At 68.2% G+C, this 13,684-nt stretch carries 12 protein-coding genes; 11 read left to right on the forward strand and 1 reads right to left on the reverse strand.

Annotated elements, in window-relative coordinates; all coding sequences use genetic code 11:
• Position 1 precedes the first annotated feature (1 nt).
• Positions 2-877 (forward strand): zinc-binding alcohol dehydrogenase family protein, encoded by an 876-nt coding sequence (locus FHT32_RS10385; protein ID WP_371132173.1) that lies wholly within the window; start codon positions 2-4, stop codon positions 875-877.
• 18 nt (positions 878-895) lie between these two features.
• Here the strand turns inward: FHT32_RS10385 and FHT32_RS10390 are convergent, their stop codons facing one another.
• Positions 896-1,372, reverse strand: coding sequence for a MarR family winged helix-turn-helix transcriptional regulator (locus FHT32_RS10390; RefSeq protein ID WP_176664552.1), 477 nt, complete (start codon positions 1,370-1,372; stop codon positions 896-898).
• Positions 1,373-1,516: 144 nt separating this feature from the next.
• Here FHT32_RS10390 and FHT32_RS10395 point away from each other — a divergent pair, with 144 nt between their 5' ends.
• Genes FHT32_RS10395 through FHT32_RS10440 form a run of 10 tightly spaced genes read left to right on the forward strand, consistent with a single transcriptional unit; the run spans position 1,517 to position 13,653 of the window.
• Positions 1,517-3,688 (forward strand): indolepyruvate ferredoxin oxidoreductase subunit alpha, encoded by a 2,172-nt coding sequence (locus FHT32_RS10395; protein ID WP_176664553.1) that lies wholly within the window; start codon positions 1,517-1,519, stop codon positions 3,686-3,688.
• 4 nt (positions 3,689-3,692) lie between these two features.
• Positions 3,693-5,201: an indolepyruvate oxidoreductase subunit beta family protein gene (locus FHT32_RS10400; protein ID WP_176664554.1), complete on the forward strand. Its 1,509-nt coding sequence runs from the start codon at positions 3,693-3,695 to the stop codon at positions 5,199-5,201.
• Positions 5,202-5,217: 16 nt separating this feature from the next.
• Positions 5,218-6,210, forward strand: coding sequence for a PDR/VanB family oxidoreductase (locus tag FHT32_RS10405; protein WP_176664555.1), 993 nt, complete (start codon positions 5,218-5,220; stop codon positions 6,208-6,210).
• A 20-nt stretch (positions 6,211-6,230) separates the two neighbouring features.
• Positions 6,231-7,544, forward strand: a complete 1,314-nt coding sequence (locus FHT32_RS10410; RefSeq protein ID WP_176664556.1) for an aromatic ring-hydroxylating dioxygenase subunit alpha — start codon at positions 6,231-6,233, stop codon at positions 7,542-7,544.
• A complete protein-coding gene (locus tag FHT32_RS10415; RefSeq protein WP_176664557.1) occupies positions 7,544-8,038 on the forward strand; it encodes an aromatic-ring-hydroxylating dioxygenase subunit beta in 495 nt (164 codons plus the stop codon). The genes FHT32_RS10410 and FHT32_RS10415 overlap by 1 nt, the downstream gene beginning before the upstream one ends.
• A 10-nt stretch (positions 8,039-8,048) precedes the next feature.
• Complete coding sequence (locus tag FHT32_RS10420) at positions 8,049-9,674, forward strand: AMP-binding protein (RefSeq protein ID WP_176664558.1); 1,626 nt, start codon at positions 8,049-8,051, stop codon at positions 9,672-9,674.
• The gene (locus FHT32_RS10425) at positions 9,671-10,843 is read left to right on the forward strand and encodes a thiolase family protein (RefSeq protein ID WP_176664559.1); all 1,173 of its coding nucleotides are present in this window, start codon (positions 9,671-9,673) and stop codon (positions 10,841-10,843) included. Before FHT32_RS10420 ends, FHT32_RS10425 begins: the two co-directional genes overlap by 4 nt.
• Complete coding sequence (locus tag FHT32_RS10430; RefSeq protein ID WP_176664560.1) at positions 10,840-12,093, forward strand: SDR family NAD(P)-dependent oxidoreductase; 1,254 nt, start codon at positions 10,840-10,842, stop codon at positions 12,091-12,093. Before FHT32_RS10425 ends, FHT32_RS10430 begins: the two co-directional genes overlap by 4 nt.
• A 16-nt stretch (positions 12,094-12,109) precedes the next feature.
• Positions 12,110-12,922, forward strand: a complete 813-nt coding sequence (locus tag FHT32_RS10435; RefSeq protein WP_176664561.1) for a cyclase family protein — start codon at positions 12,110-12,112, stop codon at positions 12,920-12,922.
• Complete coding sequence (locus FHT32_RS10440; protein WP_176664562.1) at positions 12,919-13,653, forward strand: SDR family oxidoreductase; 735 nt, start codon at positions 12,919-12,921, stop codon at positions 13,651-13,653. Before FHT32_RS10435 ends, FHT32_RS10440 begins: the two co-directional genes overlap by 4 nt.
• Positions 13,654-13,684 lie beyond the last annotated feature (31 nt).

Below are 13,684 nucleotides of genomic sequence, written 5' to 3' on the forward strand. Positions count from 1 at the left end.
TGTGCGCATCCATGGATTCGATGCCGTGCCCGTGCTGGAAGAGATCGCCGAGCCGACGGCGCGGCCCGGGCGCACCATCGTGCGCATGGAGGCTGCGACGGTCGGGCACATCGACCGCACCGTGTGGCGCGGCAGCTTCCTCAAGCATCCGCCCTTGCCCTACACGCCGGGCGTGGAGGCCGCGGGCGTCGTCATCGCGAGCGGTCGCTACCAGGCGGGGCAGCGCGTCTGGCTGCGAGGAAGCGGCCTGGGCACGCTCTTCGACGGCACATGGTGCGAGCAGATCGATGCGCCCGACGAGGCGCTGGGCCTGTTGCCCGACGACGTGCCGATGACCTTGGGCGCGGCCTTTTTCTCTCCCACGACCTCGGCGTGGGTGGCGCTGCATGAAGTCGCGAAGCTGCAGGCGGGAGAGCAGGTCCTGGTGACCGGGGCCAGCGGCGCCGTCGGCTCGCTCGTGATGCAGCTTGCGCGCGATGCCGGTTGTACGGCCGTCGCGGTCGCTGCGGATGCGGAACCGCCTGCGGTGGCCAGCACCGATCTGCTGATCGATACCGTCGGTGGCGACGTGCTCGCGCGAACGCTGCCTGCAGTGCGCCCCGGTGGGCGGGCCGTGCTGATCGGCTACACCGCGGGGCCGACGCTGTCGCTCGACATCGCGCACTTCCTCCAGCGCGACGTGGCCCTGTTGCCCCTGAACATGTTCCGGCGCGAAGCACAAGGCCGCGCAGCGGTCCCCGAGTTGCTAGCGCGGCTTGCCGATGGGCGCCTGAAACTCGAAGTGCGGCCCTTCGCGCTTGCGGATGCCGCTGCCGCACTCGACTGGATCGCGCAGCGCGGCCATCGCGGACGCGCCGTTCTCGTGCCCCGCCTCTGAGCTGCGGGGCCCGAGGGCTCAGTCTTCTTCTCGCTCGTCGGCCGGCAGTCGCATGTGCAGGTCGATCATCTGCCGCAGCGTCTGCTTGAGCTCTTCCGCGCGGCGCAGCCCGAAGGGCTCGAGCACGCGCCGCTCATGTTCGCGCGCAAGTTCCATCAGGTGCTCGACAGCCTTGAGTCCCTTGCGCGTGATGCGCACCAGCGTGATGCGGCGATCACTCTCATGGGGCAGGCGCTCGACCTGTCCTCGTGCTTCCATGCGGTCCAGCAGCCGCGTAACCGTGGGCTGCTTGGTCACGGTGACCTGCGCGAGCTGGCCGATGCTGACCGGCTCGCTGCCCGCGAGCGAAGCCATCACGCGCCACTCCGATACGGAGAAGCCCTGCTGGCGCGCCACCTCGTGGAACTCCGAGGAGATCAGCTGGCTGGCCTGCGCCAGCAGCGCAGGAAGGTAGTCATCGACGAAGCGATGCGATTCGACGGGTTGATCAGCCATGAAGGCACCTCACAGTCGCCACGGGCACGCTGCTTGCATGTCTAGGGTAATTCATGATTGTGGATACATTCATTTGTCAACATTATAGAAAGCACGATGCAACCTCCTGGTCGCATCGTCCCACGACAGACAACAAGGACCCCGATGGCAGAGCGTTCATTCGTTGAAGAAGTCAAGAAACTGCGGCTTTCTGGTGGGGAAGTCTTCCGCGGTGAGGGCATTCTGGCGGTCACCAAGGCCCTTCTGGAGTCGGGAGTTTCCTACGTGGCGGGCTACCAGGGCGCGCCCATCTCGCACCTGATGGACGTGCTGGCCGATGCGCAGGACATCCTCGCCGAGCAGGGCATTCGCTTCGAGAACAGTGCGAGCGAAGCCACCGCGGCTGCCACGCTCGCAGCCTCCGTCAACTACCCGCTGCGCGGCGCCGTCACCTTCAAGGCTACCGTGGGTACCAACGTGGCGTCCGACGCGCTGGCCAACCTGGCATCGGGCGGCGTGACCGGCGGCGCGCTCATCATCGTGGGCGAGGACTATGGCGAGGGCTCGTCGATCATGCAGGAGCGCAGCCACGCCTTCGCGATGAAGTCGCAGATCTGGCTGCTCGATCCGCGCCCTAACCTGCCCAGCATCGTCGATGCGGTGAAGCAGGGCTTCGATCTCTCCGAAGCCAGCAACACGCCTGTGATGCTGCAGCTGCGCATCCGCGCCTGCCACGTGCACGGCCACTTCGTCGCGGGCGACAACAAGCGCGCGAAGTTCACGCTGAAGGACGCGCTCGAGAACCCGCAGCGCGACGTGGGCCGCATCGTGCTGCCGCCCGCGAGCTTCGTGCATGAGCAAGAGAAGGTGAAGGACCGCTGGCCCGCGGCCGTGCGCTTCATCGAGGAGCGCAAGCTCAACGAGTTCTTCTCCGAGGACGCCGACGACATCGGCATCATCGTCCAGGGCGGTAGCTACAACACGCTGGTGCGTGCGCTCGAACGCCTGGGCCTCGCGGACGTCTACGGCGACACCCAGGTGCCGCTGTACGTGATGAACGTGGCCTATCCCGTCATCGAGAGCGAGGTGATCCGCTTCTGCGAAGGCAAGCGCGCGGTGCTCGTGGTGGAAGAGGGGCAGCCCAACTTCGTCGAGCAGAACCTCGCGACCATCCTGCGCCAGGCCGGCTCCTCCACCGTGCTGCACGGCAAGGACATGCTGCCGGTGGCCGGCGAATACACGGCCGCCGAGCTGCTCAAGGGCACGCGCAGCTTCTGCGAACGCTACGAGCGCCTTGCGCCGTTACCGGTGCCCGCGCCCGTGCGCAAGGTGATTCCGCTGACCGAAGTCGCGGCTGAGCCCGCGCAGCCTGTCGCGCCGCTCGGCGAGGTGGTCCACGCCCGTCCGCCGGGCTTCTGCACCGGCTGCCCCGAGCGTCCCATCTTCAGCGCGATGAAGCTGGTCGAGCGCGAACTCGGTCCGCACCACGTGAGCGCCGACATCGGCTGCCACCTGTTCTCCATCCTGCCGCCCTTCAACATCGGCAACACCACCATGGGCTACGGCCTGGGCGGCGCGGGCGCCGCGGCGCTCAACGCGCCTGCAGGCAAGCGCGCGATCTCGATGATGGGCGACGGCGGCTTCTGGCACAACGGCCTGACCAGCGGCGTGGCCAACGCGGTCTTCAACAAGAGCGACAACCTCACCATCGTCGTCGACAACAACTACACCTCGGCCACCGGCGGGCAGGACATCCTCTCGTCGAACGCCGTCAACAAGACGCGCAGCACCGGCCACGAGATCGAGAGCGCCGTGCGCGGCGTGGGCGTGAAGTGGGTGAAGACGATGCGTCGCACCTACGACATCGCCGGCATGCGCGATGCACTCAAGGAAGCGCTGACCACCAAAGAGAAAGGCCCGAAGGTCCTGATCGCGCAGTCGGAGTGCATGCTCAACAAGCAGCGCCGCGAGAAGCCGCTGGTGCGCAGGGCCATCGCCGACGGCAAGCGCATGGTGCGCGAGAAGTTCGGCGTCGACTCCGACACCTGCACCGGCGACCACTCCTGCATCCGCCTCTCGGGCTGCCCGTCGCTGTCGATCAAGCCCAATCCCGATCCGCTGCGCACCGACCCGGTCGCGGCGGTGCTCGACAGCTGCGTGGGCTGCGGCGTGTGCGGCGAGGTCTCGCACGCCGCCGTGCTGTGCCCCTCTTTCTACAAGGCGCAGATCGTGAGCAACCCCAGCCGCTGGGACCAGCTGCGCGAGCGCGTGCGCGCGGCCGTCATCGGCTGGATGCAGCGCGGCGAGGCTCGCCGCCGTGAAGCCTATGCCTTCTGAAGCGATGACGAACAGCAAGGCCCAACCTATAAAGATCGCGATCCTCGCCATGGGCGGGGAGGGCGGCGGCGTGCTCGCCGACTGGATTGTCGACATGGGCGAGGCCAACGGCTACGTCGCCCAGACCACCTCCGTGCCGGGCGTGGCCCAGCGCACCGGCGCGACCATCTACTACGTCGAGCTGTACCCCGCCGCGCAGGCCGAGGCCGACGGCGGCACGCCGGTGCTCGCGCTGATGCCGCTGCCGGGCGACGTCGACGTGGTGCTCGCATCCGAGCTGATGGAAGCCGGCCGAGCCGTGCAGCGCGGCCTGGTCACGCGCCAGCGCACCACACTGATCGCCTCCACGCATCGCGTGTTCTCCATTGCCGAGAAGAGCGCGATGGGCGACGGCCGCGTCGACAGCGGCCAGCTCCTCGCCCACACGGCCAACGCCGCCAAGCGCTTCATCCGCTTCGACATGGCCCAGGCCGCCGAGGCTTCGGGCAGCGTGATCAGCGCGGTGCTCTTCGGTGCGCTGGCGGGCTCGGGCGTGCTGCCCTTCAGCCGCGCGCAGTTCGAGGCGACCATCGAACGCGGTGGCGTGGGCGTGAAGCCCAGCCTCAAGGCCTTCGGTGCGGCGTTCGAACGCGCGCAGGGCGGCGACGACGGCGAGCCGGTGAAGGAATCACCCATCGCCGCCCCCGCACCACAGCCGCGCCACCCTGCGGTGCGCGCACTGGTCGAGCGCGTGCAGAGCAGCTTCCCGGCCGAAGCGCAAGACCTGCTGCTCGAAGGCGTGCGCCGCCTCATCGACTACCAAGACCCGGCCTATGCCGGCCTGTATCTCGACCGCATGGCCTCCATCGCGGCCTTGCCTGCGGGCGACCACCGCCTGCTGCGCGAAACTGCGCGGCACCTCGCGCTCTGGATGTCCTACGAAGACACTGCCCGCGTCGCGGCCCTGAAGACCCGCGCCACCCGCTTCGAGCGCGTGCGCGGCGAGGTGCGCGTGCAGCCCGGCCAGGTGCTCGCCATCAACGAATACATGCATCCGCGCCTGCAAGAGATCTGCGAGACGCTGCCTGGCGGCATCGGCCGCTGGCTCATGAACTCCACGCTGCCGAAGAAGATCGTCGAGCGCTTCACGCAGCACGGCCGCGTGATCCAGACCAGCTCGCTGCGCGGCTACCTGATGCTGCGCATGGTGGCGGCATGCAGGCGCTGGCGCCTGTCGACCATCCGCTACGCCGAGGAGAACCGCCGCATCGAGGAGTGGCTGCAGCGCATCGCCTCCACGGCGCAGCGCAATCCGGAACTTGCCGTCGAGCTCGCCCAGTGCCAGCGCCTGGTCAAGGGCTACAGCGACACGCACGAGCGCGGCATCCGCAACTACGACACCGTGATGCGCGCCTTCGAGCGCGCGGGCAATGCCCTGGCACCGGCCACACTGCGCGAACTGCGCGATGCCGCCTTGGCCGACGAGCACGGCCACAAGCTGCAGGCCGCGCTCGCGCAGCATGCGCTGGCCTGAAGAGACGAAAACGACGATGAGCACAACTTCAGCCACCCTCTCGCTGCGCGTCGCCGAGGCGCGCGAACTGAATCCGCTGATCCGCATGCTGCGCCTGCGCGCCGACGACGGCCGCGCGCTGCCCGGCTTTGCCGCGGGCGCCCACATCCGCGTGCAGGTGTCGCTGCCGGGCGGCAAGACCGACTGGCGCCACTACTCGCTCATCAATTTCGACACCGCGCGCAACGCCACCAACGCACCGACCGAGTACGTGATCGCGGTGCGCAAGGAGGCCGAAGGCCGTGGTGGCTCGCGCTTCATGCACGAGGGGCTGAAAGAGGGCGACACCATCGCCATCGAGCCGCCGAAGAACGACTTTCCGCTGCACACCGGCCCGGGCGGTTCGGTGCTCGTGGCGGGCGGCATCGGCGTGACGCCACTGGCCACCATGGCCGCGCGCCGGCGTGCCGAAGGCGCGGCCGTGCGCATGCACTACGCCGGCCGCAGCCGCGAGCTGATGGCCTTCCTGCCCGAGCTGCAGGCGCTGCTGGGCGACGACCTGCACGTGCACGCGGATGCCGAAGCAGGCGCGCCGCTGGCCATCGATGCGCTACTCGACAGCGTTCCTGCCGGCGACCGCCTGTATGTGTGCGGCCCCAAGGTCATGCTAGACGCGGTGCTCGAACGCACCCAGGCACGCGGCTGGGAGCACGACCGTGTGCACTTCGAGCTCTTCACCGAGGCCGTCGCGGAAGAGGGCGACCAGCCTTTCGAGGTGGAACTCGCGCAGTCGGGCCAGCGCTTCACCGTGCCGGCGGACCAGAGCATCCTCGACTGCCTCATCGAGCACGGCTGCGACCCGATGTTCGACTGCAAGCGCGGCGAATGCGGCGTGTGCGCGGTGCCCGTGCTCGAAGGCGAGATCGACCATCGCGACTACGTGCTCACCGCCCGCGAGAAGGCGCAAGGCAACGTCATGCAGATCTGCATCTCGCGTGCCAAGGGTGCGCGCCTGGTGCTGGACATCTGAAGCAAGGAGACATGAACGCCATGACCTCGTACATAGACAACCCTGATGCCATCCGCGCGCTGGTGCAGAACGACCGGGTGCACCGCGACCTATACACCAGCCAGGAACTCTTCGAACTGGAGCAGGAGCACTTCTTCGCCAACACCTGGAACTACGTCGGCCACGAGAGCCAGCTGCCGAAGCCCGGCGACTGGATCAGCAACGAGATCGCCGGGCGTCCGCTGATCGTCGTGCGCCACTCCGACGGCAGCGTGCGCGTGATGATGAACCGCTGCGCCCACAAGGGCTCGCGCCTGGTCAACGGGCCCTGCGGCAACACCGGCAAGTTCTTCCGCTGCCCTTATCACGCCTGGACCTTCAAGACCGACGGCGCGCCGCTGGCCATTCCGCTGAAGACCGGCTACGAGAACACGCAGCTGCACGAGTGCGAATCGGGCAAGGGCCTGACCACCGTGAAGCACGTGCGCAGCCACCGCGGCTTCATCTTCGTGAAGATCAACGACGCCGGCCCCGATTTCGACGAGTACTTCGGCGACTCGCTGAGCTCCATCGACAACATGGCCGACCGCTCGCCCGAGGGCGAACTGGAGATCGCCGGCGGCTGCCTGCGCTTCATGCACCAGTGCAACTGGAAGATGTTCGTGGAGAACCTCAACGACACCATGCATCCGATGGTGGCGCACGAGTCCTCGGCCGGCACCGCCAAGCGCATGTGGGCCGACAAGCCCGAGAGCGAGCCCAAGCCCATGGCGGTGGAGCAGTTCGTGCCCTTCATGTCCGACTACAAGTTCTTCGAGGACATGGGCATCCGCACGTACGACAACGGCCACAGCTTCACCGGCGTGCACTTCAGCATCCACAGCAAGTACAAGGCGATCCCCGCGTACGACAACGCCATGAAGGCGCGCTACGGCGACGAGAAGACCGCGCAGATCCTCGGCATGGCACGGCACAACACCGTCTACTACCCGAACCTCACGATCAAGGGCGCGATCCAGGCGATCCGCGTGGTCAAGCCGATCTCGGCCGACAAGACCCTCATCGAGAGCTGGACCTTCCGCCTCAAGGGCGCACCGCCGGAACTGCTGCAGCGCACCGCGATGTACAACCGCCTCATCAACTCGCCTTTCTCGGTGGTGGGCCATGACGACCTGCAGGCCTATCGCGGTATGCAGGCCGGCCTGCACGCGAGCGGCAACGAGTGGGTCAGCCTGCACCGCGACTACGACCCGACCGAGCTGAAGGGCGGCGAGATCACCACCGGCGGCACCAACGAGCTGCCCATGCGCAACCAATACCGCAGCTGGGTGCAACGCATGACGGAGACGATGTGATGGCCGGCAGCGCGTCAGAAATCACCCGCCAGCACCTGATCGACTTCGTCGTGAACGAGGCCTACCTGCTCGACACCCGCCGCTACGAGGAGTGGAACGCGCTCTTCACCGACGACGCCTTTTACTGGATACCGCTGATTCCCGATCAGGAGGATGGTCTCAATCACACCTCGCACCTCTATGAGGACAAGCTCCTGCGCGAGCTGCGCATCGAGCGCCTGAAGAGCCCACGCGCCTTCTCGCAGCAGCCGCCGAGCCGCTGCCATCACCTGCTGCAGGTGCCGGTGGTGGAGCAGTTCGACGCGGAATCCCGCCGCTACGTGGTGCGCACCTCGTTCCACTACACCGAGTCGCAGGGCGACGAGATCCAGTTCTACGTGGGCACCTTCTTCCACCACCTCACGGTGCAGGACGGCGCGCTGCGCATGACGCTCAAGCGCGTCAACCTCCTCAACTGCGACGCGGCCCTGCCGGCCGTGCAACTCTTCATCTGACAGGGACGAGATGCCGCACGCCACCGTCCACGACGTCTTCGCAGCCACCGCGGCCCGCACGCCGCAGGCCGAATTCCTTTTCACCGAATCGGTGACCGCCGCCGCCTACGGCATCGAAGCGGGCGCCATCCGCTGGGGCGAAGCTGCGGAGCGCATCGAGCGGCTGCGCGCGGCCTACGCACGCGCCGGCTACGGCCACGGCCATCGCGTCGGCCTGCTGCTGGAGAACCGGCCGGCTTTCATCTTCCATTGGCTCGCGCTGAACGCACTGGGCGTGAGCGTGGTGCCGATCAATGCTGAGATGCGCTCGGCCGAGCTGGTCTACCTGATCGGCCACAGCGAGATAGGCCTGGCCGTGACGCTGCCCGAGCGCGCGGTCGATCTGCGCGCGGCGGCCGCACAGGCAGGCATCGCCTTCGAGACCATGGGCCCGGACGACGCGGTGCCGCCCGCGAAGACAGCCGCGCCGCGCGCTGGCGAGCCCGTGGGCATCGACACCGAATGCGGCCTTCTCTACACCTCGGGCACCACGGGGCGCCCCAAGGGCTGCATCCTGAGCAATGCCTACTTCCTGCGCGCGGGCGAGTGGTACGCGGCGCTCGATGGCGTGTGCAGCATCCGACCCGACAAGGAGCGCGTCATCACGCCGCTGCCGCTCAACCACATGAACGCGATGGCCTTCTCCACCATGGTGGTGCTGGTCGCGGGCGGCTGCCTGGTGCAGCTCGACCGCTTCCATCCGAAGACCTGGCTGGCGAGCGCGAAGGAGAGCAGCGCGACCATCGTCCACTACCTGGGCGTGATGCCCGCGATGCTGCTGTCGGCACCCGCATCGGCGGCCGACCGCGACCATGCCATCCGCTGGGGCTTCGGCGCCGGCGTGGACCGCAAGAACCACGCACCCTTCGAGGAACGCTTCGGCTTTCCGCTGGTCGAGGCCTGGGCCATGACCGAGACCGGCGCGGCCGCCTGCATCATGGCCAACCGCGAGCCGCGCCTGGTGGGCACCAGTTGCTTCGGCCGGCAGGAAGACTTCGTCGAGATCCGCCTGGTGGGCGACGACGGCAGCGACGTCGGCGTAGATGCGCCCGGCGAACTGCTGGTGCGCTCGGCCGGCCCAGATCCGCGGCGCCACTTCTTCTCCGGCTACCTGAAGGACGACGAGGCCACGCGCGAAGCCTGGGCCGACGGCTGGTTCCACACCGGCGACCTGGTGCGCCGTGATGCCGAGGGCAACTGCTTCTTCGTCGATCGCAAGAAGAACGTGATCCGCCGCAGCGGCGAGAACATCTCGGCCGTCGAGGTCGAGAGCGTGCTCAACCAGCATCCGGCGGTGAAGGCATCGGCCGTGGCGGCCACGCCCGACGAAGTGCGCGGAGACGAGGTGCTGGCCTGCATCGTGATGCGCGAGGGCACTGATGCCTCGCAGCTCGAACAGACTGCGGCCAGCATCGTCCAGCACGCGCTGGCGCAGTTGGCCTACTACAAGGCACCCGGCTACGTGGCCTTCGTCGATGCACTGCCGCTCACGCCGTCGCAGAAGATCCAGCGTGGGCAGCTGCGCGACATGGCGCAGTCGCTGCCCGGCCAGGCCCATTGCATCGACACCCGCTCGATGAAGAAGAGGCAGGCATGACGGCGAAGCGGCTCTCGTACGAAGGCGTCGCAGTCGCGGTGCCCATCACCGTGCCCTACGTGCGCTACTCCACGCGCACCGCGCACTGGTTCGTCGGCCAGGCCATCCAGGCGCTGGTGAAGGCCAGCGGCGTGCCCAAGGAACAGATCGACGGCCTGTGCCTCAGCAGCTTCTCGCTCGCACCCGACACGGCCGTGGGCGTCACCCAGCACCTGGGCCTGTCGCCGCGCTGGCTCGACCACGTGCCCACCGGCGGTGCATCGGGCGTGATGTGCTTGCGCCGTGCGGCGCGCGCGGTGCAGGCGGGCGATGCCGACATCGTGGCCTGCGTGGGGGCCGACACCAACCACGTCGATTCCTTCCGCCAGACGCTGGGCAGCTTCAGCAACTTCGCGCGCGATGCGAGCTACCCCTACGGCTCGGGCGGCCCGAACTCGATCTTCGCCTTCATCACCGCCAACTACATGCGCACCTACGGCGCCAGGCGCGAGGATTTCGGCCGCATCTGCGTCGACCAGCGCACCAACGCGCTGGGCAACCCGAACGCGATGTTCAAGAAGGGGCTGACGCTCGACGAGTACATGGCCGCGCGGCCCATCTCCGACCCGATCCACCTGTTCGACTGCGTGATGCCCTGCGCCGGTGCCGACGCCTTTCTCGTGATGAGCGAGGAGCGCGCCCGTGACCTGGGACTGGCGCACGTGGTGATCCGCGGCGCCATCGAGCGCCACAACGCCTATGCCGAAGACCCGGTGATGGTGCAGGGCGGCTGGCGCAAGGACCGCGACGACCTCTACGCGCAGGCCGGCATCCAGCCCGCGGAACTCGACTTCGTGCAGACCTATGACGACTACCCCGTCATCGTGATGATGCAGTTCGAGGACCTGGGCTTCTGCGAGAAGGGCGAGGGCCCGGCCTTCGTGCAGGCCAACACCATGACTTTCGACGGCAGCTTTCCGAACAACACCAGCGGCGGGCAGCTCTCGGCGGGGCAGGCGGGGGCTGCGGGCGGCTTCCTCGGCATGGTCGAGGCGATCCGCCAGTTGACCGGCGAAGCCGGCGCGCGCGCTGTGCCCGATGCGCAGCTCGGCCTCGTCGCCGGCTTCGGCATGGTGACCTACGACCGCTGCCTGTGCACGGGCGCGGTGATTCTGGGGAGACCCGCATGACGATGCCCCTGATGCGCCCTCCGCGCAAGAACCCGGTGCTGCGCACCCGGCAGATGAACCTGCCGCCAGGCGCGCGCGGCCGCGTCGCGCTGGGCCTGACCGCTGCCGCGGCCGAAGGCCGCTTCGAGCTCCAGACCTGCGACGACTGCGGCACGGTGCAGTACCCGCCGCGCGAGGTCTGCCACAAGTGTCTTTCCGCCGCGCTGCGCTGGCGGCAGCAAAGCGGCGAGGGCGAGCTGCTCGGCAGTACCACGCTGCATCACAGCAACGACCTGTTCTTCCGCGAGCGGCTGCCCTGGCGGCTGGGCCTGGTGCACCTGGATGCCGGCCCCACGCTCATGGTCCACCTGCATGGCGAGGTCGGCGACGCGCCGCAGCGCGTGCGCGTAGGCGCCCGGCTCGACCGCGCGGGCCAGGCCGTTCTCATTGGTTTTCCGAACGAAGGAAGTCCCCACATGGCCGACGACAAGATGCTGCGCGAGATGACCAGCGACCCCAAGTTCCGCAAGGTGCTGGTGACCGACGGCAAGACGGAGACCGGCCAGGCCATCGTGCGCTCGCTGGTCAAGGCCGGCGCCGACATCGTCTGGGTCGGTCATGCCGAGCCCTGGAAGAAGATGGGCGACGGACTCGACGACATCTCGGCGCTGCCGCAGGTCACGCTGGTGCCGCTGGACCTGACCAACGGACGGCAGGTGACTGAGCTGGCCGGCTCCATCGGCGGCAAGGTCGACATCGTCATCAACAACGCGGAGGTGCACCGCACCTTCGGCATCGGCGCGCGGCGCGGCACCGACGTGGCGAAGGCCGAGATGGACATCAACTACTTCGGCCTGCTGCGCCTCGCGCAGGAGTTTGGCCCAGCGCTGAAAGGCCGCTCGGCCGACGGCGTGACGGGTGCGACCGCGTGGGTCAACCTGCTGTCGATCTACGCGCTGAGCAACTTCCCGCCGCACGGCACCTTCAGCGCATCGAAGGCGGCGGCGCATTCGCTCGCGCAATGCCTGCGCGCGGAGATGCGGCCCGCCGGCATCCGCGTGATCAACGTGTTCCCCGGTCCCATCGACGACGAATGGAACCAGCACACGCCGCCGCCCAAGCTCGCGCCCTCGGCGCTGGCCAACGCCATCGTGAAGGCGCTGCGCGACGGCGTGGAAGACGTGTACCCCGGCGACGTCGCGCAGGAGTGGCTGGAGCGCTGGCGCGACAACCCCAAGGTGCTCGAGCGCGAGCTGGCCGCAGGCGGTTGAGACAGGAGCCAAACGAATGACCACGACGACCGAACTGATGTCCACCGCCGAAATCCTCGGCGGCCTGGTGACCGCCATGGCCAGCGGCCGCATCCGCGTGATCGACCTCACGCAGACGCTGACGCCCGAGTTTCCGCAGATCGCGCTGCCGCCCGAGATGGGCCAGTGCTGGCCCTTCCGCATCGAGGAAGTGTCGAAGTACGACGAACGCGGCCCCGGCTGGTACTGGAACAATTTTTCCTGCGGCGAACACACCGGCACGCACTTCGATGCGCCGATCCACTGGATCTCTGGCCGCGACCTGCCGAACAACTCGGTGGACACCATCCCCGTGCAGCACTTCGTGGCGCCGGCCTGCGTGATCGACTGCTCGCCGCAGGTGAAGGACGACCCCGACTACCTGCTGACCCTGGAAGACATCGAGGCCTACGAGGCTGCCCATGGCCGCATCCCGAAGGGCGCGTGGGTGCTGATGCGCACCGACTGGTCGAAGCGCACCGACCCCGAGGCCTACCAGAACTTCGACGAGACCGGCCAGCACACGCCGGGCCCGAGCACGGCGGCCGTGCGATTCCTGGTCGAGCAGCGCGACGTGCTGGGCTTCGGCTCGGAGGCCATCGGCACCGATGCCGGGCAGGGCTACCACCTGCGCCCGCCGTACCCCTGCCACTACTACATGCATGGCGCGGGCCGCTATGGGCTGCAGTGCCTGAGCAACCTCGACCTGCTGCCGCCGGCCGGCGCAGTGCTGATCTGCCCGCCGCTGAAGATCGAGAAGGGCAGCGGCAGTCCGCTGCGCGTGCTGGCGCTGGTGGGAGCGCAGGCATGAGCGCGGCCGTCCCCAAGGTCGCGGCCGTCACCGGCGGCAGCGCAGGCATCGGCAAGGCCATCTGCGAGGACCTGCTCGCACAGGGCTACGAGGTGGTGTCGCTCGCGCGCCGCAAGGCCGAGATCGACCACCCGAAGCTGCACAACATCGAGGTCGACCTGAGCGACCGCGCCGCCACCGGCGAGGCGGTGCGCGAACTGGTCGAGCGCTTCTCGCCCACCACCATCGTTCACAACGCGGGCGTGATCCGCGCCGCGCTGCTGCCCGACGTGAAGCTCGACGACCTCGACGCGCTGGTCGACCTGCACCTGGGCTGTGCGATCCAGCTCGTGCAAGGTGCGTTGCCCGCGATGCGTGCGCAGCGCTTCGGCCGCGTGGTGCTGCTGTCGTCGCGCGCCGCGCTGGGGCTGGCCACGCGCACCAGCTATTCGGCCACCAAGGCCGGCATGCTGGGCATGGCGCGCACCTGGGCGCTGGAGCTAGCGGCTGACGGCATCACGGTGAACGTGGTGGCGCCGGGCCCCATCCGCACCGACATGTTCTACGACGTGGTCGAGGCCGGCAGCGACAAGGAACGCGCGCTCGCCGCGTCGGTGCCCGTCAGGCGGCTCGGTGAATCGGCCGACGTTGCACGCGCCGTGCGTTTCTTCGCGGATGCCGACAACAGCTTCGTCACAGGCCAGGTGCTGTACGTGTGCGGCGGCACCAGCGTCGGCAGCCTGGCCCTCTGAACCTGTTCTCCCTTTCCTGCTTTCTCTCGTC

The organism is Variovorax sp. SG517, assembly GCF_013376045.1.
Taxonomy (GTDB): domain Bacteria; phylum Pseudomonadota; class Gammaproteobacteria; order Burkholderiales; family Burkholderiaceae_C; genus Variovorax.

Bases quoted from the DNA above. Each gene is read 5' to 3' on its own strand.
- FHT32_RS10405 (WP_176664555.1), top strand. From the start codon at position 5,218: ATGAGCACAACTTCAGCCACCCTCTCGCTGCGCGTCGCCGAGGCGCGC.
- FHT32_RS10430 (WP_176664560.1), top strand. From the start codon at position 10,840: ATGACGATGCCCCTGATGCGCCCTCCGCGCAAGAACCCGGTGCTGCGC.
- FHT32_RS10425 (WP_176664559.1), top strand. From the start codon at position 9,671: ATGACGGCGAAGCGGCTCTCGTACGAAGGCGTCGCAGTCGCGGTGCCC.
- FHT32_RS10390 (WP_176664552.1), bottom strand. From the start codon at position 1,372: ATGGCTGATCAACCCGTCGAATCGCATCGCTTCGTCGATGACTACCTT.
- FHT32_RS10395 (WP_176664553.1), top strand. From the start codon at position 1,517: ATGGCAGAGCGTTCATTCGTTGAAGAAGTCAAGAAACTGCGGCTTTCT.
- FHT32_RS10410 (WP_176664556.1), top strand. From the start codon at position 6,231: ATGACCTCGTACATAGACAACCCTGATGCCATCCGCGCGCTGGTGCAG.
- FHT32_RS10435 (WP_176664561.1), top strand. From the start codon at position 12,110: ATGACCACGACGACCGAACTGATGTCCACCGCCGAAATCCTCGGCGGC.
- FHT32_RS10420 (WP_176664558.1), top strand. From the start codon at position 8,049: ATGCCGCACGCCACCGTCCACGACGTCTTCGCAGCCACCGCGGCCCGC.
- FHT32_RS10415 (WP_176664557.1), top strand. From the start codon at position 7,544: ATGGCCGGCAGCGCGTCAGAAATCACCCGCCAGCACCTGATCGACTTC.
- FHT32_RS10440 (WP_176664562.1), top strand. From the start codon at position 12,919: ATGAGCGCGGCCGTCCCCAAGGTCGCGGCCGTCACCGGCGGCAGCGCA.
- FHT32_RS10400 (WP_176664554.1), top strand. From the start codon at position 3,693: ATGACGAACAGCAAGGCCCAACCTATAAAGATCGCGATCCTCGCCATG.